Consider the following 24,923-nt stretch of genomic DNA (forward strand, 5'->3'; position numbering starts at 1 on the left):
CATCAGGCGGCCTGGCGGCGATCGATCACGCGCCGCGCCTTGCCGGTCGCGGTCGCGGGGATACCACCGGCCGCCAGCACCGTCACGCCGGACGACACGCCGACCATCGTCTTGATCCGGTGCTGCAGCTCGCGCGCGAGCGCCGCGCGATCGCCATCGGTGACCGATGCCACCGCCTCGGAGCGCAATTCGACCGCGAGGTCGAGCCGGTCCATGTGACCGTCGCGCGACAGCGTGATCTGGAACTGGCCCGACAACTGCGGCAGCGCGACGACGATTTCCTCGATCTGGCTCGGGAACACGTTCACGCCGCGCACGATCAGCATGTCGTCGGAGCGGCCCGTGATCTTTGCGAGCCGGCGCATCGCGCGCGCGGTCGGCGGCAGCAGCGCGGTGAGATCGCGCGTGCGGTAGCGGATCACCGGCATCGCCTCCTTCGTCAGCGACGTGAACACGAGCTCGCCCTGGCTGCCGTCGGGCAGCACTTCGCCGGTGACGGGATCGATGATCTCCGGGTAGAAATGGTCTTCCCAGATCACCGGGCCATCCTTCGTCTCCACGCATTCGCACGCGACGCCCGGGCCCATCACTTCCGACAACCCGTAGATGTCGAGCGCGTCGATGCCCACGCGCGTCTCGACTTCATTGCGCAGCGCTTGCGTCCACGGCTCGGCGCCGAAGATGCCGATCTTCAGCGACGATTCGGCCGGGTCCATCCCCTGCCGCACCATCTCGTCGATCAGGTTCAGCATGTACGACGGCGTGACGAGGATGATCTTCGGCTCGAAATCGCGAATCAGCTGCACCTGCTTCTCGGTCTGCCCGCCGGACATCGGCACGACCATGCAGCCGAGCCGCTCCGCGCCGTAGTGAATCCCGAGGCCGCCGGTGAACAGGCCGTAGCCGAACGCGTTGTGCAGCGTATCGCCCGGGCGGCCGCCGGCCGCGCGGATCGAGCGCGCGGTCACGTTCGCCCACGTGTCGATGTCGCGCGCCGTGTAGCCGACCACGGTCGGCTTGCCCGTCGTGCCGCTCGATGCATGCACGCGCACGACCTGCTCGCGCGGCACCGCGAAGAGGCCGAACGGATAGTTGTCGCGCAGGTCGCTCTTGGTCGAGAACGGGAATTTCGCGAGATCGGCGAGCGACTTCAGGTCGTCCGGATGCACGCCCGCCGCATCGAACGTGCGCCGATAGTGCGGGACGTTGTCGTACGCGTGGCGCAGCGACCACTTGAGGCGCTCGAGCTGCAGCGCCTGCAGTTCGTCGCGGCTGGCGGTCTCGATCGGCTCGAGGGCGGCGGCGGGATGCGTCGGGTGAGTCATCGGGGTACTCCTCCAATGGAGTGATGTCGTTGTCGTGTTCGAGGTGACGCGGTGGTCACGATCGGAACGTGCGGCCGGCCGCGTGCAGCGCGGCAAGACGCGGCGACACGCGATAGCGGTCCTCGCCGTAGCTCGCCGCCAGGTTCGACAGCACGCGATGCACGCGGCCGATGCCGATCGCATCGGCCCATGCGAGCGGGCCGCACGGGTAGTTCACGCCCTTCTCCATCGCGAGATCGAGATCGGCCGGCGAGCACACGCCCTGGTTCACCGTGTCGGCCGCCTCGTTCGCGAGCATCGCGACGGTGCGCATCGCGACCATCCCCGGCACGTCCGCGATGCCGACGACGCGAAAGCCCGCGTGCTGGAACAGGCCGACCGCGTCCGCATACGCGGCGTCGCTGCACTGGAGCGCGCGCGTCAGCGCGACGAGCCCCGCCTGCGCGTAATCGCGCGCCAGGTCGACGAGCACGAGATCCGCCACGCCCGTCCGGGCGGCGCGCGCGGTCGCCGTACGGCCGTCGGTCAACGCGATCGACGCGCGGCCGGCCACGGCGAGCAGCGCGTCGGCATGCGCGTCGTGGCGCCGCGCGGTCGCGATGCGTTCGACGAAGCGCGCATGCAGCGCGGCGGCCGGGCCGTCCTGCGCGAACAGCGCGACGTCGGCCGGCGCGTCACGTGCAGGTTCGAGGTCGGGCGCGGGCGGCGTCGCGCCGTCCGCATACGAGTAGAAGCCGCGCCCGGACTTGCGCCCGAGAAAGCCCGCGTTCACGAGCTCCTGCTGGATCAGCGACGGCGTGTAGCGCGGATCGTTGAAGTACGCGCGGAACACCGACTCGGTCACCGCGAAGTTCACGTCGTGACCGATCAGGTCCATCAGCTCGAACGGCCCCATCCGGAAGCCGCCCGCTTCGCGCATCACCGCGTCGATCGTGGCCGGCGCGCCGCCCTGTTCGTTCAGCACGCGCAGCGCCTCCGCGTAATACGGCCGCGCGACGCGGTTCACGATGAAGCCCGGCGTCGATTTCGCCATCACCGGTTGCTTGCCCCACGCGGCGGCGGTCGCATGCAGCATCCGCGCGACCTCGGGCGCGGTCGCGAGCCCGCAGACCACCTCGACGAGCGCCATCAGCGGCGCCGGGTTGAAGAAATGCAGGCCGGCGACGCGTTGCGGCACGCGCAGCCCGGCCGCGATCGACGTGATCGAGATCGACGACGTGTTGGTCGCCAGCACGCAGGCGTCGTCGACATGACGCTCGAGCGTCGCGAAGATTTCGCGCTTCACGTCGAGCCGTTCGGCCGCCGCCTCGACGATCAGCGCGGCGCCCGCGAAATCGGCCAGCGCGCGCACCGCGCGAATTCGGTTGCCGGCCGCGTCGGCCTGCGCCGGTTCGAGCCGGCCCTTCTCCGCGAGCCGCGCGAACTGCGCGCGGATGCCCGCCAGCGCCTTGTCGCAGGCCGCTTCGTTCAGGTCGTACAGCAGCACCGGATGGCCGGCCGCGGCCGCGACCTGCGCAATGCCCGCCCCCATCGCGCCGGCGCCGATCACGCCGACGACGGCCGACGGCGCCAGCGCGCCCGAATTCACCGAATGTGCAGAGGAAACAGCCATCGCTTGCGATCCGTCATGAAGTGGAAGTGCGAGCGATTATAAACCGACCGGTCGGTAGATTTATGTCAGGGCGAGCCCGAATGTGTCGTGCAAGACACCGTTACGGAAGCTGCAACGACAAAAAATCGACAGGCCGGGGCACTTTTTGTAAACCGAAAGGTCAATGTAATGATTCGAATATGAGATAGTGCCCCCCGATCGCCTGATAAAATTCGACAAATCGCCGGATTCCAGGGGAAACGCGTGTCGCGACATCACCGCCGTCCGTCGCTCCCTTTCGGGGTCGAATCGCGGCTCCGGCCCGCGCGTCGCCACGTGATGTTCGTCGCGCTGTCAGCGGGCAACCGCATCGAATCGTTTCATCCCGCGACGGGCTTCGGCCCGCCCGCGCCGTCGCCGCCTCGCGGCAGCGAACCCAGGGCGGCACCGCTGCGTGCCGCCACCCATCGGTTTCATCGTCCTCGTTCGGCGGATAGTACGGCCGGGCTTCGTCAACCCGTGACGGCGCGTCGCGCGCCGCCACTCGCATAAGGAATCCCTCATGCCGCTCTCGTCCAACCAGCTCCCGCGCTGGACCCTCTGGGCCCCGCTTGCCGCGTGGCTGGTACTCGCGCTGTCGCGCGTCGTGCCGGCCGAAGGCCTCGTCATCGCCGTGTTCGCCGCCGCGCTGGCCGGCGCCGTGTTCGCCGCCGTCCATCATGCGGAAGTCGTCGCGCACCGCGTCGGCGAACCGTTCGGCACGCTGGTGCTCGCGGTCGCCGTGACCGTCATCGAGGTCGCGCTGATCGTGTCGGTGATGCTCGGCGCCGGCCCGGAAAAATCGGGCCTCGCCCGCGACACCGTGTACGCCGCCGTGATGATCATCTGTAACGGCATCGTCGGCATCTGCCTGCTGGTCGGCGCATGGAAGCACGGCGAACAGGACTTCCAGGGGCGCGGCGCGAGCAAGGCGCTCGCGGTGCTCGCGTCGCTGTCGGTGCTGTCGCTCGTGATGCCGAACTACCTGAGCGCCGCGCCCGGCCCGTTCTTCTCGAAATCGCAGCTCGCGTTCGCCGGCGTCGCGTCGCTCGTGCTGTATGGCGCGTTCGTGTTCGTGCAGACCGTGCGCCACCGCGACTACTTCCTCGCCGCGCACGACAGCGCGGACGAAGCGGTGCATGCCGCCGCACCGAGCAACCGCACCGCGATCATCAGCATGGTGCTGCTGTTCGCGAGCCTCGTCGCGGTCGTGCTGCTCGCGAAGCTGCTGTCGCCGGCCGTCGAGCATGCGGTGCTGAAGCTCGGCGCGCCCGAAGCCGCGGTCGGTATCGTGATCGCCGCGCTCGTGCTGCTGCCGGAAGGGCTCGCGGCCGTCACCGCCGCGCGTGCGAACCGCCTGCAGACCAGCATGAACCTCGCGCTCGGTTCGGCCCTCGCGAGCATCGGGCTCACGATCCCGACCGTCGCCGCCGTATTCATCTGGGTCGGCCAGCCGCTCACGCTCGGGATCGGCGCGATGGAAACGGTCCTGCTGGCGCTCACGCTGCTGGTCAGCACGCTCACGCTGAGCCAGGGACGCACGACGGTGCTGCACGGCGTCGTGCACGTCGCGCTGTTCGCCGCTTATCTGTTCCTGTCGTTCACGCACTGACGTCCCGATGCGCGCGGCCCGGCGAATCCTCTTCGCCGGGCCGCGTGCACGTCTTCCCGTCCCTTCCGCCCTCCTTCGCTTCACGCCGCCGTCACCGGGTCGCAATCGCACAATGCGTCCGGATCGACAGCGCGTTACGTCGCGTCATCGCGCCGCGTATCGGCGTGGAATCCGTAGAGCGCAGCCGCGTTGTCCACCAGGATTGCGCGAGCCGTCGCGTCGTCGGCCGCGCAATCGCGCAGCCAGCCGAGCAGGCGCGCATCGTCGGGCACCGGCGATGCGTTCGGGTGCGGCCAGTTGCTGCCCCACACGCAGCGCGCCGAATGGCCGCGCGCGAGCACGGCGGCAAGACGCGCGACGTCGTCGTAGCCCGGCGCGCCGGATCGCGACGTCTCGTACGGCGCGGACAGCTTCACCCATGCGTGGCCGCGATCGAGCAGGCGGCGCAGTGCGAGGAAGGACGGCGCATCCGGTGCGACGGGCGTCAGGAATTTGCCCGTGTGATCGATCACCACGCGCGCCGGCAGCCGCGATAGCGCGTGTTCGATATCGCACAGCGTGCGACCGTCGAACTGCAGATCGATATGCCAGTCGAGCGGCGCGATCCGTGCGGCCATCCGCTCCAGATCGCCCCATTGCGCAGTGCCGCCCGCCAGCATCATGAACCGCACGCCGCGCATGCCGGCGGCATGCAGACGTTCCAGCTCGGCGTCCGGCACGTCGACCGGCAACGTCGCGACGCCACGCGAGCGCGAACCGAACGCGGCCAATGCGTCGAGCGTGCAGCGGTTGTCGAAGCCATAGCCGGTCGGCTGCACGACGACCACACGCGTGAGGCCGAGCGCCCGCTGCATGCGCCGATATGCATCCACCGGCGCATGGGGCGGCCGAAACGTCGCCGTCGGCGCGAGCGGATACGCATCGTCGTAGATATGGATATGGCAATCGCACGCATCCGGGAACCGCATGCCGTCTGCCCCGTCGCGCGTCATTGCAGCCCCTGGCCGACGGATGCGCTCGACCTGCGCCAGCGCGCGAGCCGCGTCGCCTGCATGGCGTTGACCGCGCCGTTCGGCACCCGTCCATCGAGCAGCGCGGCAAGCTGGTCGACCGTCTCCAGCGCCTGGTGTTCGATCGCCGGCAGCGTCAGTCCGCCGATGTGCGGGGTCGCGATGACGCGCGGATGCGCGGCAAGCGCGGGAGGCGGCATCTGGTCCGCCGCGCGGCCGACGTCCAGCGCGCAGCCGGCGAGCCGGCCGCCGTCGAGCGCGTCCGCAAGCGCCTGCTCGTCGACGAGTTCGCCGCGCGACGCATTGATGAAATACGCGCCCGGCTTCATCGCGGCGAATGCCGCCGCATCGATCAGGTTCGCGGTGGCCGGCGTGGCCGGCGCAAGGCAGACGACGTAATCCGCGTCGCGCAGCAACGTTGCGAAATCGACCTGTTCAAGCGGCGGCGAGTCGATCCGCACGTAAGGATCGCTGACGAGCACACGCATCCCGAGCGCCGTCGCGATCGGTGCGAGATGACGCGCGATCTGCCCGTAGCCGATCAGGCCAAGCGTGCTGCCGCGCAGTTCGCGCCCCATCCTCGGCACCGGCGGTGCACCACGATGGTAGGCATCCGCGTAACCGCCGATTCCGCGCGCGAGGTCGATCATCGCGCCGACGACCCACTCGGCGACGGCCGGCCCGAAGCCGGGGCTCGCCTGCGTGACCAGCACGCCGAACGCGCTCGCCGCGGCGACGTCGATCGTGCGGATGTCGACCGCGCAACGCAGGAACGCGGCGAGTGCGGGCAGCCCCGCGAACAGTTCGCGAGGCGCGGGGGTCTGCCGGTACGCGATGATCGCGTCGCATCCCTGCGCGGCGGCAATCAGTTCGTCCGTACCGAGTTCGCGATCGTGCGGGTTGCAGGTGACGTCCGCGAGCGCGCCCAGCGCGCGCAACGCCTTGGCGCCGAAGTAGTGGTCGATCATCCCGGTCGGATGCGTGACGTAGACGCGCGTCATGCTTGACCTCCGCTCGTACCGGCCGCATCCGGCGGCGGCGGCGCGACCGATGCGCGCTCGACGAGCGTCACGTCCGCGAACACGCATTGCCCCGGTGCGGACGGCGCGTCGCCCTCCTGCCGCATCACGCGCCGCACCATCTCGCCGGCCATTTCGGTGACCGGCAGTTGCACCGTGGTCAGCGCCGGCCACGAGATCGCCGACAGGAAATGACCGTCCATCCCGATGACGGACACGTCGTCCGGCACCCGCAGCCCGCCGTCGCGCAGCCCGGCCATCAGACCGAGCGCGAACAGGTCGTTGACCGCGACGATACCGGTCGGCCGCGCCGGATCGGCCGCGAGCTCGGCGCCGAGCGCACGCCCGACATCGACGATCACCGAGTCGCCGTATTCGTTCGCGGGGCCGCCGTCGAGCACGCGGGCCTGCATGGCGCCGCCCGCCTCGCTTGCCGCGGCGAAAAACCCGCGGATCTTGTCGCTGCGGCTCACGGTGATGCCGGCCACGGTCGCGAACGCGAGCCGCGTATGACCCGCGTCGACGAGGCGGCGCGTCGCGAGCCGCGCGGCCGCCTCGTTGTCGGCCGTCACGTGATCGACCTTCGATTGCTCGCCGGGCGTCGCGCGACGGTCGTAGCTGACGACCGTCATCCCGCGTTCGGCCGCGCGCTCGAGGTGGCTTTCGTCGGCGAGCGACGAGATCACGATCACGCGCCGCACGCCATGCGCGTAGAGATCGTCGAAGAACGACGCCTCCTTGCGCGCATCGCGGTACGTGTTGCCGATCAGCACGCGATGACCATACCGTTCCTGCGCGCAGGCCTCGACTTCGCGTGCGATGTAGCCGTACATCGGGTTCGCCATCGACGGCACCAGCAGCCCGACGAGCGGCGTCTGCCCCGTCTTGAGCTGGCGCGCGAGCGTGCTCGGCCGGTACTGCAGCGCATCCATCGCCGCCTTCACGCGCTCGAGCGTTGCCGGCTTCATCTGGTCGGTGCGTCCGTTGAGCACGTTCGAAACCGTGCTGACCGAAACGGCCGCATGACGGGCCACGTCCTGAATCGTACTCATGTCGTCTTGCATGGAACGGGCTACAGGCCGAAATGGGCCGGCAGCCACAACGAAAACGCCGGAGCGAAGATCAGCGCCACGAGGGCGGCGAACAGCACCAGCAGGTATTTCACCATCGGCCGGGCCACGCGGCCGACCTCGGTGCCCGTGATCGCGCACGTCGTGAACAGCCCGAGCCCGACCGGCGGCGCGAACAGCCCGAACCCCATCGCCACCACCACGACCGTGCCGAAATGCAGCGGATGGATGCCGAGCTGCAGCGCGATCGGCGCGAGCAGCGGCCCGAAGATGATCAGCGCGGGCGCGCCTTCGAGCACGGCGCCGAACACGATCATCAGCAGCGCCGACAGCAGCAGGAACATCGTCGCGCCGTACTGATGGGCAAACGCCGTCATTGTGCCCGAGACGAGGGCCGGAATCTGCTCGATCGACAGCGCGAACGACACGCTCGACGCCGCCGCGACGATGAACAGGATGCCGCTCGCCATCGACGCGGCGCGCACGAATACGCGGCCGACCGAGCGCCACGTCAGTTCGCGGAACGCGAGCCAGCCCACGACGAGCGCATAGACCACCGCGAACGCGGACACTTCGGTCGACGTCGCGATCCCCGACGTCACGCCCTTGCCGATCATCGCAACCATGACCAGCGCGACGAGCGCGCCGCCCGCGAGCGGCAGCCACGCGCGACGCTCGCCGAATACCTCGGCCACGTCGATCTTGCGTCCGGTGATCACCGTCACGACCGCGAGCGACGCGGCGAGCACGGCCGCCGGCACGATCCCCGCGACGAACAGCCCGGCGATCGAGATGTTCGCGACGAAGCCCATGATGATCATGTTCACGCACGGCGGAATCGTCTCGGCCATCACCGCGCTGCATGCGAGCAGCGCGGCGGTTTCGTTCGGGTCCTGCCGCGCGCGGCGCACGGCCGGCATCACGACGCCGCCCACCGCCGCGATATCGGCCAGCTTCGAGCCCGACACGCCGGAAAAGCAGGCCGTCGCGAAGATCACGATCAGGCCGAGCCCGCCCCGCACGCGTCCGAACATCCGCAGCAGCAATTCGACGAGCCGCGCCGACATCCCGTTGGACTCCATCAGCAGCCCCGCCAGCACGAAGAACGGCACCGCGAGCAGCACGAAGTGATCGGCCCCCGCCATCACCTGTTGCGAGTAGACGAGCAGCGGCAGCGTCGGATCCGCGAGGAAATACAGCAGCGCCGAAAACGCCAGCACGAATCCGATCGGCACGCCGAGCACCAGCCCGCCGACGAAGCCCGCGACGAGCAGCGTGCCGGGCGCGACCGCATGCGCGGGCCACAGCGCGTTCCAGCCGTAGACGGCGGCCGCGAGCGCCGCACAGCACGCGAACGTGCCGATCACCCGGCGGCGCGGCGCGTTCAGCGCATTGGCGAGCGCGAATACCGTCATGAACAGCGCGCCGAACATCATCGGATACCCGTTGATCCAGCCCGGCAAGCCGCCCGTCGTCATCTGGTCGTACGAATCCGCGAGCAACTGGCTCGACGACACCAGCAGGTTCAGCGCAACGGCCGCCACGATCCAGTGGCCGGCCTGGGTCAACGCGCCCTGCCAGCGTGCGGGCAGCAGGCCGCGAAACACGTCGATGCCGACATGCTGGCTGCGCCCGAGCACCGTCGCCGCGCCGAAGAACACCAGCACGATCATCAGCGCGCTCGCCACTTCTTCGGCCCAGTCGACCGGGTCGTGCAGGAAATAGCGGAACACGACCGACACGAACACGACGAGCACGTCGACGGCGAGCACCGCGGCCGACAGGATCTCGATCCAGCGCAGCACCGCATCCAGCACGCGGGCGGCGCGATGCGCCGGGCGGCCTGCGGCGGGCGCCGGCGCGGCGCCCGAGACGGAATGCATGTCCATCGCTCAACCCCGCGCGGCGGCGATCGCCGGAAAGAGCGGCGCAGTGGCCGGATACTGCTTCGCGAACGCCACATACAGGCGGTCTTGCATCGTCTGCCGCAGCGCCGCGTGCTCGCCCTCGGCCAGCGGGTGAAACGCCATGCCGCGCTGCTTCAGCGCCTGCTCCGCCTGCGCGGCCTTCTGCGCAGCAATCGCGCGCTGCTGCACGGTCGCATCGGCCACCGCGCGGTCGAACGCCGGCCGCAGGTTGGCCGGAATCCGGTCGAGCGCACGTCGCCCCATCACGACGGTCATCGCCGCGAATACGTGGTGCGATTGCCAGCACGACTTCACGATCTCGTCGAAACGGCTCGCGAGCACCGTGGCGGGATCGTGTTCGAGGCCGTCGACGACGCCCGTCTGCACAGCCATGTACAGCTCGCCGAACGGGATCGGCGTCGGCACCGCGCCCATCGCCTTGAAGGTATCCATGAACGCGGGCGTCGGCAGCACGCGCAGCTTCGTCCCCTTCAGCCCGGGCAGCGCCGTCACCGGCTGCTTCGTGAATACGCAGCGTCCGCCGAAATGCGAGCCCCAGGTCAGCACCGAGCAACCCGCGCGCTTTTGCAGCAGCGCGTTCAGGCTCGTGCCGACCGGGCCGTCGAGCGCCTTCGCGACGTGCGCGTAGCTGTCGAACAGGTAGCCGAGATCGAGCATCCCGAGCTCCGGTGCGATCGTGGCCCAGATCGACGAACCCGCGATCATCATGTCGATCGCGCCGATCTTGACCTGCTGCACGACGTCGCTTTCCTTGCCGAGCTGGCTGTTCGGAAAGTAGTCGACCCGAATCGCATCGCCGACGCTCGCCTTCAGGTTCGCGGCGAGACGCTGGTACCACACGTAGTGCGCGGCGTTCTGGTCGGCCGGCATCGACGACGAGCAGCGCAGCGTGACCGCCGGCTGCTGCGCGCGCACGGTCTCCGGCAAGCTGCCCGCGGCCGCGAGCGTGGCGGCGGACACCGTCTGCAGAAAGCGCCGCCGGGTATAGGTACTCATGAGCCGTCTCCTTTGCGAGTGCGTCTCGCGACGCAACTGTATCGATTTAGTGTATCGATACAGTAATACGACGACCGATGAGAGAAAAATGAGGGTTTCCCCTGTCCGGGGTGAAATGATGGGTGGTATGCGGGTGGGTTCCGGCGCAATTTTGGATGAAAGATCGCCGTTTCTCGTGCGTTTCAGACGTCGCCGAAATAATTCGAACCTACGGACCGAATCATCAGACGACAGACTTTTGAAGGCGGAAGGACGCCCCGCTCATGCGAGCGGGCGCCGCTAAACGCCCGCGTCGTCCGGGCAGCCGGTCAGAAACCGCTCGACCATCGCGTTGAACAACGGCAGCGCCGGATTGTCGTTGTCCGTGCGCCATGCGAGATACAACTCGGCCGCCACGTTCGCGCCCGCGAGCGGCCGGAACACCACGCCGTCCACATGAAGCTCGCGCGCCGACGCCGGCACCAGCGCCGCGCCGAGCCCCGCGCGCACGAGGCCGAGGATCGTATGCGTCTGGCCGACGTAGTGCAGGTAGTTCGGCAACCGCCCGGCGCCTGCGAACATCCCCGAGATCATGTCGTGGAAATACTTGCCCTCGTTCGGCGAATACGCGATGAACGGCTGTCGGTCGAGCTCGTCGGGGCCGAGTTGCGCGTAGGCCGCGAGCGGCGCGCCTTCCGCGACCGCGACGAGCATCGGTTCGCGCTGCACGAGCCGGTATTCGAGCGGCTGGCGCGCGGCGCGCTGGCGGACGAAACCCGCGTCGAGCATCCGCGACGCGAGCGCGTCGATCTGCACGGTCGACACCATCTCGCGCAATTCGACGTCGACGTCCGGCAACGCATGCGCGGCATGCGCGAGCAGCACCGGGATCATCCGGTACGCACTGACGGCCGTGAAACCGAGCGTGATGCGCCCGGCCCCGCCGTGCGCGACGCGCTGCGCGGCCTGCTCGGCGCGCGCGGAGAATTCGAGGATGTGCCGCGCGTCGCGCAGGAAGCGCTCGCCGGCCGCGGTCAGGCTGACCTGCCGGCTGCTGCGCTCGAGCAGCGCAATGCCGAGCGCGTGCTCGAGCAACTGGATTTGCCGGCTGAGCGGCGGCTGGGTCATGAAGAGCCGCCTGGCCGCCCGGCCGAAATGCAGTTCCTCGGCAACCGCGACGAAGCAGCGAAGCTGGTGTAGTTCAATCATTCAAATCTTGAATCAATCGATAGTCTTTTGATGTTAGACCGATATCGATGCGATTTCTATACTCGGTTCCACCTGATGCGCGGCCTACGTCGCGCACGACGACCGAGACTTTCATGACCATCGACATCCTGCTGACGCAGCCGCTCCCCGACACCATCGACGCCGAACTGTCCGCCCGTTACACCGTGCATCGACTGTATGCGGCCGAGCAACCGGACGCGCTGCTCGATCGCGTGGCGCCGCGCATTCGCGGCGTCGTGACCGGCGGCGCGAACGGCCTGTCCGCCGCACTGATGGACCGGCTCGCCGCGCTCGAGATCGTCGCGATCAGCGGCATCGGCACCGACGCGGTCGATCTCGACCGCGCGCGGGCGCGCGGCATCCACGTGACGACCACCCCGGACGTGCTGACCGACGACGTCGCCGACATGGCGCTCGGGCTGATCCTGATGACGCTGCGCGACCTCGGCGCCGGCGAGCGGATCGTGCGCACCGGCCGCTGGGGCAAGACGGCCCAGCCGCTCGCGACGCAGGTCACGGGCAAGCGGCTCGGCATCGTCGGGCTCGGTCGCGTCGGGCGCGCGATCGCACAGCGCGCGCAGGCGTTCCGGATGCCCGTCAGTTACTTCGGCCCGCGCGAGCATCGCGACAGCGGCTATCGCTTCGTGCCCGACCTCGCCGCGCTCGCGCGCGACAGCGACGTGCTCGTGATCGCGGCGTCGGCCGATCACGGCAACGTGATCGTGACGGCCGACGTGCTCGCCGCGCTCGGCCCCAAAGGATTCCTGATCAATGTCGCGCGCGGCAAGCTGGTCGACGAGGCCGCGCTCGTGCGCGCGTTGGCCGACGGCACGATCGCCGGCGCCGGGCTGGACGTATTCGCGAACGAACCGCACGTGCCGGCCGCGCTGCTCGAACTCGATCGCGTGGTCGTGCAGCCGCACCGCGCGAGCGCCACGCACGAAACGCGCGAGGCAATGGGCCGCATCGTGCTCGCGAACCTCGCCGCGTGCTTCGCGGGCCAGCGCCCGCCGACCAGCGTCACGCGCTGAGCGCGGCACGCCCCTTCCCGTTACAACACCGATGCCTTCGCACGACGAAGGCCAGGAGACACGCATGTCCAATCGATCCAGCGGCGCTGCGCTCGCCGCATCGTCCGCCGCGTCGCGCACGATCGGCCGCGTCCGTTATGCGGTCCTCGCGCTGATTTTCGCGGTCACCGTCATCAATTATGCGGACCGCGCGACGATGTCGATCGCCGGCACCGGCGTCGCGCACGACCTCGGACTCACGCCCGTCCAGCTCGGCATCGTCTTTTCGGCGTTCGCGTGGGCCTATGCGATCGGCCAGATTCCGGGCGGCTGGCTGCTCGATCGCTTCGGCGCGCGGCGCGTGTACGGCCTGAGCCTGTTGCTGTGGTCGATATTCACGATGCTGCAGGGCACGGTCGGCGGGTTCGCCGTGCAGGGCGCGGCCGCGACGCTCGCGCTGTTCGTGATGCGCTTCATGCTCGGCCTGGTCGAATCGCCGGCGTTCCCGGCCAATTCGCGGATCGTCGCCTGCTGGTTCCCGACGGCCGAGCGCGGCACCGCGTCCGCGCTGTTCAATTCCGCGCAATACATGGCCGTCGTGCTGTTCACGCCGGCGATGGCGTGGCTCACGCATGCGCTCGGCTGGGAACACGTATTCCTGTGGATGGGGCTGCTCGGCATCGCGCTCGCCGCACTGTGGTTCGCGTGGTATCGCGAACCGCACGGCCACCCGCGCATGACCGACGCGGAGCGCGACTACCTGCGCGCCCACGGCGCGCTCGTCGATCTCGAGGCGAACCGCGTGCGCGAGCGGCCGCGCGCGTCGTGGCGCGACGTGTCGCAACTGTTCCGCCACCGGAACCTGTGGACGATCTACATCGGCCAGTACTGCATCACGGCCCTCACCTACTTCTTCATCACGTGGTTCCCGATCTATCTGATCAAGGGGCGCGGGATGACGATCATGGAAGCCGGCTGGGTCGCCGCGCTGCCGGCGATCTGCGGGTTCACGGGCGGCGTGCTCGGCGGCCTGCTGTCGGACTGGCTGATCCGGCGCGGCATGCATCCGTCGCGGGCGCGCAAGACGCCGTTCGTCGCGGGGATGGCGATGGCGACGCTGCTCGTGCTCGCGAACGGCGCATCGTCGAACGCGGTCGTGATCGCGCTGATGACGATCGCGTTCTTCGGCAAGGGACTCGCGGCGGTCGGCTGGGCCGTGCTCGCCGACACGGCGCCGGAAGGCATGGTCGGGCTGAGCGGCGGTGTCTTCAATGGTCTCGGCAACATCGCCGGGATCGTCACGCCGCTCGTGATCGGCTACTTCGTCGCGAGCACGGGTTCGTTCGCCGGCGCGTTGTGGTTCGTCGCCGCGCACGGGCTGATCGGCATTGCCGCGTACACGTGGCTCGCGGGCCGCTTCGAGCGGATCCGCATCGCGCCGGCCGCATGAACGTCGCGGCCGTGCGACGGCGCACCGTTACGCGCGCTGACGGCCGGCTGGCGCGTGCTCGGTCGTCAGCCGGTCGAGTTCGCGCAGATCGTTCTCCAGCGCGGGCGTGAGCGTCGTGCGCAGGTGATCGAGGAAGGTGCGGATCTTCGCATCGAGATAACGGCGCGTCGCATAGACGGCATAGACGCTCACCGTCTGCAGCCGGTATTCGGGCAGCACGCGGATCAGGCGCCCTTCGCGGATATCGTCGAGCACCGTATACAGCGCCACGCACGCGATCCCGCGTCCGGCACGCACCGCGACGCACAGCGCATCCGGCACGTTGACCTGGAATGGCGCCGGCTGCAGCGCGTAGACGGTCTCCTCGCCGTCGCTGCGTTCGAGCCGCCATTCGCCGGCCGGCGACGCGGGCGTGTCGAGGCGCAGACATACGTGGTTCGGCAGCTCGTCGGGCGTCTGCGGCGTGCCGTGCCGCGCCAGGTATTCGCGCGACGCGACCAGCACGCTGCAGCTCGTGCCGCAGGTCTGCGCGACATAGCCGGAATCGGGCAACTGCGACGCGGTCACGATCGACACGTCATAGCCCTCCTCGACCAGATTCGGCATCCGCTGCGCGAGCGTCAGCTCGACCGACACGTCGGGGTTGTCCGCCTGGTAGCGCACGATCGACGACACGACATGACTCTGCCCGAGCCCCGTCATCGCATGGATGCGCATCTTGCCGCTCGGCCGCAGCAGCGCGTTGCGTGCCTCCGCGTTCGCGTAGTCGAGTTCCGCGAGGATCGATTTCGCGCGCTCGAAATAGCGTTCGCCGCTTTCGGTCAGGCCGAGGTGGCGGGTCGTGCGATGCAGCAGACGCGTCTGTACGTGGGCTTCGAGGTTCGAGACCGCGCGCGACACCTGCGCGGTGGTCGCGTCGATTTCCTTCGCGACCGCAGTAAAACTGCCGGCTTCGACAACGCGCACGAACAGGCGCATGTTTTCGAGCATGTCCATTGAATTGGCTTGGGGAGAGTCGGTGGGGAGGCGTCGGCGGCGCTCGCGTCAGAGGGGCAACGGAACGCGGCCGCGAACCGCGTCGAATCGATCACCGTGCCGGGGAGAAGGCGGGAGAGCGGGCATCGAGGACAGGGTTCTGGCATGACGGGGGAATTGACTGCGCCGAATTGTACGCCGCTGCAGACAAATTTGCGCGGTGATGCGCGCGCAAGCTCTCATGCGATGAAAGGATTTTGCAAGACTTGTACGTCGTGCGCGTGCAACGGCGTGATGCGGCGCGGCAATTTATATCACAACACGATATAATTCGACGCTTGTCACCGCGCCCCAGCGCCGTCCTTTTACCGCTCACCATCCATGTCGTCAGGCTCCTCCCCGTCGCGCCGCACGTTGCGGCAATGGCTGCACAGTTTCATTCCCCATCCGATGACCCTCGGCTGGCGCGAGCGCCTGCGCGCGTGCGCCGGCGCGCTCGTGGGCATTGCGACGGTCGGCGTCACGATGCGGCTGCTGCCCGGCGCGCCGGGCCTCGTGCCGCTGCTCGTCGCGCCGATGGGTGCGTCGGCCGTGCTGCTGTTCGCGGTGCCGGCGAGCCCGCTCGCGCAGCCTTGGTCGATCGTCGGCGGCAATCTCGTCGCGGCGACCGTCGGCGTCGCGTGCGCGCAATGGATCGCCGATCCGATCACGGCCGCCGCGGTCGCCATTGCCTGCGCGATCGGCGGCATGTTCGCGCTGCGCTGCGTGCACCCGCCGTCGGGCGCCGTCGCGCTCACCGCGGTGGTCGGCGGCCCGGCGATTCATTCGCTCGGCTTCGGCTTCGTGCTGCAGCCGATCGCGCTGCAATCGGCGATCCTGCTGTCGGCCGCGCTCCTCTACCACGCGCTGACCGGGCACCGCTACCCGCACGGCGGCGTGCGCCCCGAAGCGAAACCGCAGGCGGGCGCCGCACCGGCGCGCGGCGGCTTCACGCGCGACGACCTCGATGCGGTACTGAAGCGCCGCAGCGAATGGCTCGACGTCGATCCGGACGATCTCGAAACGCTGCTGCGCGAAACGGAAATGCAGGCTTATACGCGCACGTTCGGCCAGTTGAAGTGCGCCGACCTGATGACGAAGCATGCGATCGAGGTCGCGCCGTCGACGTCGGTCACGGCCGCGCTCACGCTGCTCGACCGCCACCGCGTGAAGGCGCTGCCCGTGGTCGACGGCGAAGGCCGCCTCATCGGCATCGTCACGCGCGCCGACCTCACGCGCCAGTTGCGCCATCCGGCCCCGCTGTGGCAGCGCCTGTCCGCGCGGCTGCCGCAATCGTTCGGCGGCCAGCCCGCGAGCGTCGCGTCGGTAATGACGCGCGACGTCGCGTCGGTGCCGGAAACGATGCCGATCACCGCGCTCGTGCCGCTGTTCACGCATTCGGGCCACCACCATATTCCGGTCGTCGATGCATCGCGCCGGCTCGTCGGCATCATTACGCAGACGGATCTCGTCACGGGCCTTTATCAGCAGACCCAAATGCTCGAAGCCGCGTAGCGCGCACCACATGTAGCCGCCGGCGGAACGCGGAATGCAGCCAATCCGACCGATTTCGGCCATTTATATCACATTGTGATATATTAATCGTCACCGCAACCGACTGCCCGAATGACCTCGATGACCGATACCCGACGCGCACTGACGAAAAGCGATTTCCAGCAACTGTCCGAGTTCCGCTACCAGATGCGCCGCTTCGAGCGCTTCTCCGAACGCGCCGCGCAAAGCGAAGGCGTGACGCCGCTGCAATACCTGCTGCTGCTGCACATCAAGGGTTATCCGCATCGCGAATGGGCGACCATCGGCGAACTCGCGGAACGCCTGCAGGCGCAGCACCACGGCGTCGTCGCGCTGGTGACGCGCTGCGAAGCACTCGGGCTCGTGAAGCGCAAGCCGAGCGAAGCCGACCGCCGCCAGGTCGAAGTCCACCTCGAGCCGGCCGGCGAAACGCTGCTTGCCCGTCTCGCGGCCATGCATCGTGCCGAGCTGAAGTCGCTCAAGGGCACGTTCCTGGTTCCCCAGATCGATTACTGACCCTTGCCACTCCGATGAACGCACCACACAAACGCGATTTCTCGACCAACGAACGCCTGCCCAGGATCGCGTTGCTCGCCGCCGGGATCGGCCTGCTCAGCACGCTCGCCGCATTCGTGCTGTTGAGCCTGATCCGCCTGTTCACGAACCTGTTCTTCTTCCAGCAACTGTCGTTCGCCGACCATTCGCCCGCGAACAACACGCTCGGCGCCTGGGTGATCGCGGTCCCGGTGATCGGCGGGCTGATCGTCGGCTTGATGGCGCGTTTCGGTTCGGAGAAGATCCGCGGCCACGGCATTCCCGAAGCGATCGAGGCGATCCTGTTCGGCAAGAGCCGGATGTCGCCGAAGGTCGCGATCCTCAAGCCGCTGTCGTCCGGCGTCGTGATCGGCAGCGGCGGCCCGTTCGGCGCCGAAGGCCCGATCATCATGACGGGCGGCGCGCTCGGCTCGCTGATCGCGCAATGCGTGCACGTGACCGCCGCCGAGCGCAAGACGCTGCTCGTCGCCGGTGCGGCCGCCGGCATGACGGCCGTGTTCGGCACGCCGGTGGCCGCCGTGCTGCTCGCGGTCGAACTGCTGCTGTTCGAATGGCGTCCGCGCAGTTTCCTGCCGGTCGCGCTCGCATGCGCGGTGGCCGGCTTCGCACGCGCGGTGTTCTTCGGCGTCGATCCGCTGTTTCCGCTGACGACGGCCGCGCCGACGCCCGTCGCGCTGCTGTCGTGCATCGTCGCGGGCCTGCTGTCGGGCATGCTCGCGTGCGGCCTGTCGGCGGCGCTCTATCGCGTCGAAGACGCATTCGCGAAGCTGCCCGTGCACTGGATGTGGTGGCCGGCGCTCGGCGCGATCGTGATCGGCGTCGGCGGCTGGCTCGAGCCGCGCGCGCTCGGCGTCGGCTACGACGTGATCGGCGACCTGCTGCACCAGCACATCGCGCTGAAGATCGCGCTCGCGCTGCTGATCGTGAAGGCCGTGATGTGGGTGATCGCGCTCGGCTCGGGCACGTCGGGCGGTGTGCTTGCCCCGCTGCTGATGCTCGGCGCCGGTCTCGGCACCGTGCTGTCGCCGGTGTTGCCGGGCGGCGATCCGGCGTTGTGGCCGCTCGTGTGCATGGCCGCGACGCTCGGCGCGACGCTCGGCGCCCCGCTCACCGCGATCGTGTTCGCGTTCGGCCTCACGCACGACGCCAACGCGCTGCTGCCGCTGCTTGCGGCGACGCTCGTCGCGCACGGCTTCGCGACCATCGTGATGAAGCGCTCGATCATGACGGAGAAAATCGCACGTCGCGGCTATCACATCTATCGCGAATACGGCGTCGATCCGCTCGAACGGCATGACATCGGCGAAGTGATGACGTCGGCCGATCGGCTCGTCGCGATCGACGGCGCAACGACGCTCGATACCGTCGAAGCGCAATACTTCGGCGCGAAGCAGACGCACCGCGCGTATCCGGTCGTGCAGCACGGGCGACTGCTCGGCCTCGTCGATCGCGCGATGCTCGATGCGCAGCGCGCGCAAACCGGCGCAGACACGCCGATCTCGGACGCGTTCGCCAACCGCGCACCGGCCGTCGCGCTGGCGCACGAAACGTGCCGCGTCGTCGCGTCTCGCCTCGCGATGCTCGGCCTCGAACGCCTGCCGGTGGTCGCCGACGAACAATCGCTGCGCGTCACGGGCATCGTGTCGCGCAGCGACCTGATCAAGCCGGCGCTCCAGCACTTCGACGACGAACAGAAGCGCGAGCGCTTCCGTCCGGTCGTTCCGGTCAACCTGCGCGACGTCGGCTCGCGCAAGGCCAGCTGACACAAACCGCATGCGGGGCGTTCGCCCGGCCGCGCATCGCTTCCCCGCCGCCTTCCCGCGTTTAAAGTTGGTTAACAATTCGGCAGACGAAAGTTTGTCATCATGGTGCTCATGCGACGGGGCCATCCATCAGCCATTCCACTTCGTCATCAGATAAAGCGTCGCGGCGCGGGATGCACAGACATCCCGCCAGCCGCGGCCGTCACTTCACCACACCACGATCGGGCAGCGCGCGGACCGCGCCACGCATGACGTCGAACCGTACACGACGCATGCCGCGCCGCAGCAACATGCGCAGCATCCGAGCCGCCATTTGGCAAGCGCGTTAACAACTTGTTTCGGAATGGCCGGAACCGTGCTTGCAGGATGGAATCTCACTTGCACGCAGCATTGCTGCGCATCCCACTCAATCAATCACGACTCGAGGGAGATAACGTGAACGTGAAATACTTACCGCTCATCGCATTGACCGTGGCAATTTCTGCTCATGCCGCCGAACCTGCCGTGCAGAACGTGGGACAAAGCCAGAAAGACGCGCCCGAGGTGTCGGCGTGCATCGCCAAGACCTGGGCCGACAAGTCGCAACAACAGGTGATCTCGCAGAACGTGCTGGCCAATGGCCTCGCGACCGACGTGTATGCACCGGGCCAGCAGCCGCCGAACGGCGCCGCCGCGATGGTTCGTCCGTCGTGGAAGCCGGGTGCGAAAACGTGGGTCGGCGTGCGTGGCGACGCAGCGTCCGCCGGCGACATCAACGCCTGCCTGTAACGCAGTAACGAGAACAGGCGCTTCGGATGGCCTTGCGCCATCCGCTTGCGACCAGCCCCGCTTCGGCGGGGCTTTTTCTTTGCCGCGCGGGAAGCGCCTTACAGGTAGCTGCAGACGTAATCGAGCGTCTCGAGCACTTCGATGTCGAAGCGGCTCTTGCCCGGGACCGAGAACGATTCGCCGGCGCCGTAGGTCTGCCATTCGCTGCTGCCGTCGAGCTTCACGCGGCACTTGCCGGCCTGCACTTCCATCAATTCGGGTGCATCCGTGCCGAAGTTGAGTGCGCACGGCAGGATCACGCCGAGCGTCTTGCGCGTGCCGTCCGGGAAGAGCACGGTATGCGACACGCACTTGCCGTCGAAATAGACGTTCGCGCGCTTGACGACCGATACGTTGTCGAATTGGGTTGCACTGGTCATGGGATGCCTCTGATTGCTGGATGCCGGATGGCGGTGTGGTTGGCGGCCGGCCGGAGCGGCGGGCCGGCCGCTATGATACCGGCTCGCGCAAGGTGCGCCCGAATGGCGCGCGGCCGGCACATGCCGGGCCCATGATCGTCAGGATCACTACGTGATCCTTGCGGGCGCGCGCTCACCTTAATCCCTTGCGTCGCGCGGAATCGCGCAGGCAATCGAGCAGCATCGCCGCGGCCGGCGTCAGCGGGCTGTCGCGGCGCGTGACGACCTGCACCGATACGCCCGGCAAGCGCTCGCGGATCGGCAGCACCGCGAGCTGATCGCGTGCCCACTCGCCTTGCAGCAATTGCTCGGGCATCGACGCGATCAGGTCGCAACCGGTCATCAGGCTGTGCGCGAGACCGAAGCTCGGGCACTCGACGACACGCGCCGGCACCGGCAATCCGTACGCGACGAACGAGTTGAACAGTACCTGCGTGGAGCTTTCCGGCGACGGATTCATCAGCCAGTCGGCCTCGACGAGATCGGCGAGCGACGTGGCCGACGCGAGCGGATGCCCTTTGCGCGCGACGATCAGCGAGCGGCTCGCATAGAGCTCCGCATGATCGAACTCGGCCGCCAGCAGCTCCGGCACGACGACGGCCACCGCGAAATCGAGCGAACCGTCGTGCAGGCGCGGTAGCGCAACGCCGGGAAACCCTTCGACCAGATTGACGCGCGCCACCGGAAAGCGGCGCCGGAATGCACGGAATGCGTCGGGCAGGATCGTCACCGCCGCCGCCGGCGTGATCGCCGCCGCGACGGAGCCCGTCATCGCGCCCTGCGCCTGCTCGATGTCGTCGCGGGCGCGCTGCATTTCCGCGACGATCAGCCGCGCGCGCACCTGCAGTTGCTGGCCGAACGCGGTGAGCTGCACGCCGCGCGCGGTGCGCACGACGAGCGATACGCCGAGCGCGATCTCCAGCTCCTTGACCGCCTTCGTCAGCGCGGCCGGCGACACGTTCAGGCGCCGCGCGGCCGCACGAATGCTGCCTTCCTCCGCGGCGGTGACGAACGCTTTCAGCTGATGGTATTTCATGGGGCAATGCGTGATCCGTGGAAACCCTGTGCGCCGTGCCGCGCAGGGGTTCAGGGTATTCCCGAGCGACAACCGACGGTGTGCACCAAAGCAATTTAGCAGCTTCTGGTACGCAAAAGAAATTTATATGCTTGGTCGTCATATGCGCGTCAAACGCCCCACCCGCCCCACTGGAGAGACCATGCTGCCAGCCGTGAACCCCGTCATCCCCGGCATCGCCGCGATCGCCCCCGAACTCGTCGAGGTGCGCCGCCGCATCCACGCCCATCCCGAACTCGCATTCGAAGAAACGCTCACGAGCGATCTCGTCGCCGAGTTGCTCACCGGCTGGGGCTACGACGTACATCGCGGTATCGGCAAGACCGGCGTGGTAGGCGTGCTGCGCGAAGGGCAAGGCGCGCGCACGGTCGGCCTGCGCGCCGACATGGACGCGTTGCCGCTCGCGGAAACCACCGGCCTGCCGTACGCAAGCCGCCACGCGAACAAGATGCATGCATGCGGCCATGACGGCCACACCGCGATGCTGCTGTGCGCGGCGCGCCACCTCGCGGCCACGCGCCGGTTCTCCGGCACGCTGAACCTGATCTTCCAGCCCGCCGAGGAAAACTTCGGTGGCGCGAAGGCGATGATGGACGACGGCCTGTTCGACCGTTTCCCGTGCGACGCGATCTTCGCGATCCACAACATGCCGGGCCGCGCGGCCGGCGACATGGCGTTCCGCACCGGCGCCGCGATGGCGTCGGCCGACCGCGTGACGATCACGCTGCGCGGCGTCGGCGGCCACGGCGCGATGCCGCATTTCGCGCGCGATCCGATGTCGGCCGCGGGCAGCATCATGGTCGCGCTGCAGACGATCGTCGCGCGCGAGGTCGATGCACAGCATGCGGCCGTGATCACCGTCGGCAGCGTGCAGGCCGGCGAGGCGTTCAACATCATTCCCGAAACCGTCGTGATGAAACTGTCGGTGCGCGCGCTGAACGCCGACGTGCGCGCGCTGCTCGCGCGCCGTATCGAAGCGCTCGCGAAAGGCCAGGCGGAGAGCTTCGGCGTCACCGCGGAAGTCGACTACGACTACGGCTATCCGGTGCTCGTCAATCACGCGGAACCGACCGCGTTCGCGGCCGACATCGCGCGCCAGATGCTCGGCGCCGAACGCGTCGAAACCGACGCCGCGCCGCTGATGGGCAGCGAGGATTTCGCGTTCATGCTCGAAGCACGCCCCGGCTGCTACGCGTTCATCGGCAACGGGATCGGCAGCAAGGGCGGCTGCATGGTGCACAACCCCGGCTACGACTTCAACGACGACATCCTCGCGATCGGCGCGAGCTACTGGGTCCGCGTCGCCGAAGCCTGGCTCGCGGCCTGACGATCCTTCACCACGCAGTTTCGTGCCTACCCGGGGGAACCCCATGGAAACGTCCGCCCTTCCGTTCGCCGGCACGCCGGTCGACGCCCGCGCCGCCGCGAAGAAACGCCGGCTGATCGCGGCCGCCGCCGTCGGCAATGCGCTCGAGTTCTACGACTTCACGGTCTATAGCTTCTTCGCAATCCTGATCGGCAAGCTGTTCTTTCCCGTGCATTCGTCGTTCGGACAACTGATGCTCGCGGTCGCGAGCTTCGGCGTCGGCTTCGTCACGCGTCCGCTCGGCGGGCTCGTGATCGGCATGTATGCGGACCGCGCCGGCCGCAAGAAGGCGATGATCCTCACGCTGCTGCTGATGGCGCTCGGCACCGCGACGATCGCGGTCGCACCGACCTTCGCGCAGATCGGCATCGCCGCGCCGCTGCTGCTCGTGCTCGCGCGGCTGCTGCAAGGGTTCGCATCGGGCGGCGAAGTCGGCGCCTCGACGACATTGCTACTCGAACAGGCACCGCAGCATCGTCGCGGTTTCTATGCGTCGTTCCAGTTCTCGAGCCAGGGGCTCGCCGCGCTCGCGGGCGCGCTCACCGGCGTCGCGCTGACGTCGACGCTGAGCGCCGCGCAACTCGAAAGCTGGGGCTGGCGTGTGCCGTTCATCATCGGCACGCTGTTCGTGCCGCTCGGTTACTGGCTACGCCGCACCGTCGAGGAAGTGCCGGCGGCGGCACCCTCGCCCGCCGCCGCGCACGACGAACCCGTTGCGTCGCTGCCGCTCGCCGACGTGCTGCGCCATCACGGCAAAGCCGTGTTCGCGGGGCTCGGCGTAACGATCGGCGGCACGTCGATCCACTACATCATCGTGTTCTACATGGCGATCTACGGCGTGCAGGTGCTGCACCTGCCGACGTGGCTGTCGATGACGGCCGGCTGCGTCGCTGGCGCGATCCTGATGCTCGTGACGCCGATCGGCGGCCACCTGTCCGACGTGTATGGGCGCAACCGGATCGTCTGGTGGACGCGCATCGTGTTGATGGCCGCGATCTACCCGGCGTTCATCGCGCTGAACCGCTGGCCGGGCGCCGCGTCGCTGCTGTCGATCATCGCCGCGCTGTCGATCGTGCATGCGATCAACATCGGTGCGACGGGGGCCATGCTCGGCGAGTTGTTTCCGCGTGCGGTGCGTGCGACGGGCGGTGCGCTCGTGTATAGCGTCGGCGTCGCAATCTTCGGCGGCTTCGCGCAATTCTTCGTCACGTGGCTGATCGCGGCGACCGGGAATCCGAATGCGCCGGCGTGGTATGCGATCGGGTGTGGCGTGTTCACGCTGCTCGCGATTCGTTGCATGGACGAGAAGGCCGGGAAGGCGCTGGATTGAGCGGTGGCCGATGCGTGGGTGCGTGACGTACGTCATTGACGCCGCGCCCGCGCATCGGGCATGATCATTCAATGCACAACGCCACGATCACCCTTTCGACGACCACGCGCACGACCGCCTTCGGCGGGTCCGTGCGGCGAGTGCGCGCAAGATCGTAGCGTCACCGATTCCCACAGGCCCCGCCGGTTCCGGACGGGGTCTTTCCGTTTCTCCGTCTGCATCGGCCACTCAGGAGAAACGCAATGTCCGAAGTCCCTTTCCCGAAACGCGCACTGCTCGTCATCGACATGCAGGTCGGGTTGTTTCATGGTCCAGATCGTCCGTATGACGGTGAACGCGTGCTGGCCAACGTCAACCAGCTGATTCGTCGCGCGCATGAAGCCCGCGCGCCCGTGTTCGCCGTGCGTCACACCGGCCCGGCCGGCTCGCCGATCGCGCCCGACGCGCCGCTGGCCGCGTTGCTGCCGGAGCTTGCGATCGATACCGCACGCGACATCGTGTTCGACAAGACTCGCCCAAGTTGCTTCGCGGGCACGCGGCTCGCCGAGTGGTTGCATGCGGCCGGTATCGGCGAGATCGTGATCGCGGGGATGAAGACGCAGTACTGCGTCGACACGGCGTGCCGCGCGGCCGGCGATCTCGGCTTTCGCGCGGTGCTCGTTGCCGATGCGCATACCTGCATGGATACACCTGCGTTGCCGGCCGAGCGGATCGTCGCGCATCACAATGCGACGCTGGCGGGCCCGTTTGCGGTGCTGACGAAGACCGAGGCGTGCGTGTTCTGATGCACGGCGCCGATCGG

General features: G+C 68.3%; 21 protein-coding genes. 10 read left to right on the plus strand and 11 right to left on the minus strand.

The genetic code is table 11. The annotated features are described in order from the left end of the window. Positions 1 to 2 precede the first annotated feature (2 nt). Both paaK and GJG85_RS19530 read right to left on the minus strand, forming a co-directional pair. Complete coding sequence (gene paaK / locus GJG85_RS19525) at positions 3 to 1,325, minus strand: phenylacetate--CoA ligase PaaK (RefSeq protein WP_089489422.1); 1,323 nt, start codon at positions 1,323 to 1,325, stop codon at positions 3 to 5. A 55-nt stretch (positions 1,326 to 1,380) separates the two neighbouring features. Further along, positions 1,381 to 2,937 (minus strand): 3-hydroxyacyl-CoA dehydrogenase, encoded by a 1,557-nt coding sequence (locus GJG85_RS19530; RefSeq protein ID WP_124631092.1) that lies wholly within the window; start codon positions 2,935 to 2,937, stop codon positions 1,381 to 1,383. A gap of 541 nt (positions 2,938 to 3,478) precedes the next feature. On the opposite strand from GJG85_RS19530, the gene GJG85_RS19535 reads away from it, so the two are divergent. After that, complete coding sequence (locus GJG85_RS19535) at positions 3,479 to 4,567, plus strand: ionic transporter y4hA (RefSeq protein WP_124631091.1); 1,089 nt, start codon at positions 3,479 to 3,481, stop codon at positions 4,565 to 4,567. A gap of 134 nt (positions 4,568 to 4,701) precedes the next feature. Here the strand turns inward: GJG85_RS19535 and GJG85_RS19540 are convergent, their stop codons facing one another. The 6 genes from GJG85_RS19540 to GJG85_RS19565 all read right to left on the minus strand — a co-directional run bounded on the left by GJG85_RS19540 (position 4,702) and on the right by GJG85_RS19565 (position 11,778). Further along, positions 4,702 to 5,559, minus strand: coding sequence for an amidohydrolase family protein (locus GJG85_RS19540; protein WP_050012768.1), 858 nt, complete (start codon positions 5,557 to 5,559; stop codon positions 4,702 to 4,704). Further along, a complete protein-coding gene (locus GJG85_RS19545) occupies positions 5,556 to 6,578 on the minus strand; it encodes a hydroxyacid dehydrogenase (RefSeq protein ID WP_089489424.1) in 1,023 nt (340 codons plus the stop codon). The genes GJG85_RS19540 and GJG85_RS19545 overlap by 4 nt, the downstream gene beginning before the upstream one ends. Next, positions 6,575 to 7,660, minus strand: coding sequence for a LacI family DNA-binding transcriptional regulator (locus GJG85_RS19550; protein WP_050012770.1), 1,086 nt, complete (start codon positions 7,658 to 7,660; stop codon positions 6,575 to 6,577). Before GJG85_RS19550 ends, GJG85_RS19545 begins: the two co-directional genes overlap by 4 nt. Before the next feature lie 8 nt (positions 7,661 to 7,668). Further along, entirely contained in the window at positions 7,669 to 9,555 is a 1,887-nt protein-coding gene (locus GJG85_RS19555) for a TRAP transporter large permease subunit (RefSeq protein WP_204384288.1), read from the minus strand. Positions 9,556 to 9,558: 3 nt separating this feature from the next. Continuing rightward, positions 9,559 to 10,590 (minus strand): TRAP transporter substrate-binding protein, encoded by a 1,032-nt coding sequence (locus GJG85_RS19560; protein WP_050012771.1) that lies wholly within the window; start codon positions 10,588 to 10,590, stop codon positions 9,559 to 9,561. A 279-nt stretch (positions 10,591 to 10,869) separates the two neighbouring features. Then, positions 10,870 to 11,778 carry a LysR substrate-binding domain-containing protein gene (locus tag GJG85_RS19565; RefSeq protein ID WP_050012772.1) on the minus strand — a complete coding sequence of 303 codons (909 nt, stop codon included), beginning with the start codon at positions 11,776 to 11,778 and terminating at the stop codon, positions 10,870 to 10,872. A gap of 113 nt (positions 11,779 to 11,891) precedes the next feature. On the opposite strand from GJG85_RS19565, the gene GJG85_RS19570 reads away from it, so the two are divergent. Beyond that, a complete protein-coding gene (locus GJG85_RS19570) occupies positions 11,892 to 12,830 on the plus strand; it encodes a 2-hydroxyacid dehydrogenase (protein WP_089489426.1) in 939 nt (312 codons plus the stop codon). 64 nt (positions 12,831 to 12,894) lie between these two features. Then, entirely contained in the window at positions 12,895 to 14,259 is a 1,365-nt protein-coding gene (locus GJG85_RS19575) for an MFS transporter (protein ID WP_204384289.1), read from the plus strand. 27 nt (positions 14,260 to 14,286) lie between these two features. Here the strand turns inward: GJG85_RS19575 and GJG85_RS19580 are convergent, their stop codons facing one another. Continuing rightward, positions 14,287 to 15,255: a LysR family transcriptional regulator gene (locus GJG85_RS19580; RefSeq protein WP_050012775.1), complete on the minus strand. Its 969-nt coding sequence runs from the start codon at positions 15,253 to 15,255 to the stop codon at positions 14,287 to 14,289. Positions 15,256 to 15,615: 360 nt separating this feature from the next. Between GJG85_RS19580 and GJG85_RS19585 the strand changes: the two genes are divergently transcribed. The 4 genes from GJG85_RS19585 to GJG85_RS19600 all read left to right on the plus strand — a co-directional run bounded on the left by GJG85_RS19585 (position 15,616) and on the right by GJG85_RS19600 (position 19,892). Continuing rightward, positions 15,616 to 16,788: an HPP family protein gene (locus GJG85_RS19585; protein ID WP_089489427.1), complete on the plus strand. Its 1,173-nt coding sequence runs from the start codon at positions 15,616 to 15,618 to the stop codon at positions 16,786 to 16,788. Between the two features lie 120 nt (positions 16,789 to 16,908). After that, complete coding sequence (locus tag GJG85_RS19590) at positions 16,909 to 17,322, plus strand: helix-turn-helix domain-containing protein (RefSeq protein WP_050012872.1); 414 nt, start codon at positions 16,909 to 16,911, stop codon at positions 17,320 to 17,322. A 14-nt stretch (positions 17,323 to 17,336) separates the two neighbouring features. After that, entirely contained in the window at positions 17,337 to 19,124 is a 1,788-nt protein-coding gene (locus GJG85_RS19595) for a chloride channel protein (RefSeq protein WP_089489428.1), read from the plus strand. A gap of 435 nt (positions 19,125 to 19,559) precedes the next feature. Continuing rightward, on the plus strand, positions 19,560 to 19,892 hold the full coding sequence (locus GJG85_RS19600) for a hypothetical protein (protein ID WP_171984430.1): 333 nt from the start codon (positions 19,560 to 19,562) through the stop codon (positions 19,890 to 19,892). A gap of 98 nt (positions 19,893 to 19,990) precedes the next feature. Here GJG85_RS19600 and GJG85_RS19605 read toward each other — a convergent pair whose 3' ends face one another. Continuing rightward, the gene (locus GJG85_RS19605; protein WP_006478890.1) at positions 19,991 to 20,311 is read right to left on the minus strand and encodes a pyrimidine/purine nucleoside phosphorylase; all 321 of its coding nucleotides are present in this window, start codon (positions 20,309 to 20,311) and stop codon (positions 19,991 to 19,993) included. A gap of 172 nt (positions 20,312 to 20,483) precedes the next feature. Then, a complete protein-coding gene (locus GJG85_RS19610) occupies positions 20,484 to 21,386 on the minus strand; it encodes a LysR substrate-binding domain-containing protein (RefSeq protein ID WP_050012778.1) in 903 nt (300 codons plus the stop codon). Positions 21,387 to 21,567: 181 nt separating this feature from the next. Between GJG85_RS19610 and GJG85_RS19615 the strand changes: the two genes are divergently transcribed. The 3 genes from GJG85_RS19615 to GJG85_RS19625 all read left to right on the plus strand — a co-directional run bounded on the left by GJG85_RS19615 (position 21,568) and on the right by GJG85_RS19625 (position 24,906). After that, the gene (locus tag GJG85_RS19615; protein ID WP_176015767.1) at positions 21,568 to 22,752 is read left to right on the plus strand and encodes a M20 aminoacylase family protein; all 1,185 of its coding nucleotides are present in this window, start codon (positions 21,568 to 21,570) and stop codon (positions 22,750 to 22,752) included. A 43-nt stretch (positions 22,753 to 22,795) separates the two neighbouring features. Next, positions 22,796 to 24,121 carry an MFS transporter gene (locus GJG85_RS19620; protein WP_050012780.1) on the plus strand — a complete coding sequence of 442 codons (1,326 nt, stop codon included), beginning with the start codon at positions 22,796 to 22,798 and terminating at the stop codon, positions 24,119 to 24,121. Positions 24,122 to 24,363: 242 nt separating this feature from the next. Continuing rightward, on the plus strand, positions 24,364 to 24,906 hold the full coding sequence (locus GJG85_RS19625) for a cysteine hydrolase family protein (protein ID WP_050012781.1): 543 nt from the start codon (positions 24,364 to 24,366) through the stop codon (positions 24,904 to 24,906). The last annotated feature ends 17 nt before the right edge of the window (positions 24,907 to 24,923 follow it).

It is taken from the genome of Burkholderia sp. MS389 (genome assembly GCF_016899425.1).
In the GTDB taxonomy this organism is placed as follows: domain Bacteria; phylum Pseudomonadota; class Gammaproteobacteria; order Burkholderiales; family Burkholderiaceae; genus Burkholderia; species Burkholderia sola.

Excerpts from the sequence above, each read along its gene's own strand:
- GJG85_RS19605 (WP_006478890.1), bottom strand. The coding sequence starts at position 20,311 with ATGACCAGTGCAACCCAATTCGACAACGTATCGGTCGTCAAGCGCGCG.
- GJG85_RS19620 (WP_050012780.1), top strand. The coding sequence starts at position 22,796 with ATGGAAACGTCCGCCCTTCCGTTCGCCGGCACGCCGGTCGACGCCCGC.
- GJG85_RS19590 (WP_050012872.1), top strand. The coding sequence starts at position 16,909 with ATGACCGATACCCGACGCGCACTGACGAAAAGCGATTTCCAGCAACTG.
- GJG85_RS19615 (WP_176015767.1), top strand. The coding sequence starts at position 21,568 with ATGCTGCCAGCCGTGAACCCCGTCATCCCCGGCATCGCCGCGATCGCC.
- GJG85_RS19555 (WP_204384288.1), bottom strand. The coding sequence starts at position 9,555 with ATGGACATGCATTCCGTCTCGGGCGCCGCGCCGGCGCCCGCCGCAGGC.
- GJG85_RS19530 (WP_124631092.1), bottom strand. The coding sequence starts at position 2,937 with ATGGCTGTTTCCTCTGCACATTCGGTGAATTCGGGCGCGCTGGCGCCG.
- GJG85_RS19585 (WP_089489427.1), top strand. The coding sequence starts at position 15,616 with ATGTCGTCAGGCTCCTCCCCGTCGCGCCGCACGTTGCGGCAATGGCTG.
- paaK (WP_089489422.1), bottom strand. The coding sequence starts at position 1,325 with ATGACTCACCCGACGCATCCCGCCGCCGCCCTCGAGCCGATCGAGACC.
- GJG85_RS19575 (WP_204384289.1), top strand. The coding sequence starts at position 12,895 with ATGTCCAATCGATCCAGCGGCGCTGCGCTCGCCGCATCGTCCGCCGCG.
- GJG85_RS19565 (WP_050012772.1), bottom strand. The coding sequence starts at position 11,778 with ATGATTGAACTACACCAGCTTCGCTGCTTCGTCGCGGTTGCCGAGGAA.
- GJG85_RS19560 (WP_050012771.1), bottom strand. The coding sequence starts at position 10,590 with ATGAGTACCTATACCCGGCGGCGCTTTCTGCAGACGGTGTCCGCCGCC.
- GJG85_RS19535 (WP_124631091.1), top strand. The coding sequence starts at position 3,479 with ATGCCGCTCTCGTCCAACCAGCTCCCGCGCTGGACCCTCTGGGCCCCG.
- GJG85_RS19625 (WP_050012781.1), top strand. The coding sequence starts at position 24,364 with ATGTCCGAAGTCCCTTTCCCGAAACGCGCACTGCTCGTCATCGACATG.
- GJG85_RS19545 (WP_089489424.1), bottom strand. The coding sequence starts at position 6,578 with ATGACGCGCGTCTACGTCACGCATCCGACCGGGATGATCGACCACTAC.
- GJG85_RS19570 (WP_089489426.1), top strand. The coding sequence starts at position 11,892 with ATGACCATCGACATCCTGCTGACGCAGCCGCTCCCCGACACCATCGAC.
- GJG85_RS19540 (WP_050012768.1), bottom strand. The coding sequence starts at position 5,559 with ATGACGCGCGACGGGGCAGACGGCATGCGGTTCCCGGATGCGTGCGAT.
- GJG85_RS19550 (WP_050012770.1), bottom strand. The coding sequence starts at position 7,660 with ATGCAAGACGACATGAGTACGATTCAGGACGTGGCCCGTCATGCGGCC.
- GJG85_RS19595 (WP_089489428.1), top strand. The coding sequence starts at position 17,337 with ATGAACGCACCACACAAACGCGATTTCTCGACCAACGAACGCCTGCCC.
- GJG85_RS19580 (WP_050012775.1), bottom strand. The coding sequence starts at position 15,255 with ATGGACATGCTCGAAAACATGCGCCTGTTCGTGCGCGTTGTCGAAGCC.
- GJG85_RS19610 (WP_050012778.1), bottom strand. The coding sequence starts at position 21,386 with ATGAAATACCATCAGCTGAAAGCGTTCGTCACCGCCGCGGAGGAAGGC.